The organism is Mesorhizobium sp. M2D.F.Ca.ET.226.01.1.1 (genome assembly GCF_004022705.2).
Classification (GTDB): domain Bacteria; phylum Pseudomonadota; class Alphaproteobacteria; order Rhizobiales; family Rhizobiaceae; genus Mesorhizobium.
In genome coordinates, this window is sequence record NZ_RZOY02000070.1 from 1 (window position 1) to 359 (window position 359).

The window sequence follows — 359 nt, forward strand, 5'->3', positions numbered from 1 at the left end:
ATTCCCTCGATCGATTTCAGCCTCTCCTCGAGGCGCACAATCTGAACGTCCATGCTTTCTTCCGCCATTTCTGCCCCGTCACCCTTTCATGCACTGCTGCTATTTCACGAGCGCCCTGATCGTGGCTCTGTTGGAATGTTTGAGCCGTCGGCAGTCACCGAAATTGGATCGATCCTGCGCCCAAAGGCGACTTGCCTCGTCGGCCGGGACGAAGCGGTGAGGGACATCGACGAGGTCGCCACACTCGCTCATCACACTGGGATCGACGTGCGGTTTCAGCGGATCACCGGCCCACGGCGTCGATGCCGACTGACAGCCTTGCAGGAATGCCGTGGCGAGGTTTGCAAGCGCCAGGAGCG

Annotated in this window: 1 protein-coding gene; it reads right to left on the bottom strand. The window is 60.2% G+C overall.

Annotated elements, in window-relative coordinates; all coding sequences use genetic code 11:
* Nucleotides 1-99: 99 nt before the first annotated feature.
* On the bottom strand, nt 100-359 hold a 260-nt coding region (locus EN869_RS34890; RefSeq protein WP_210237972.1), incomplete at its 5' end, for a hypothetical protein.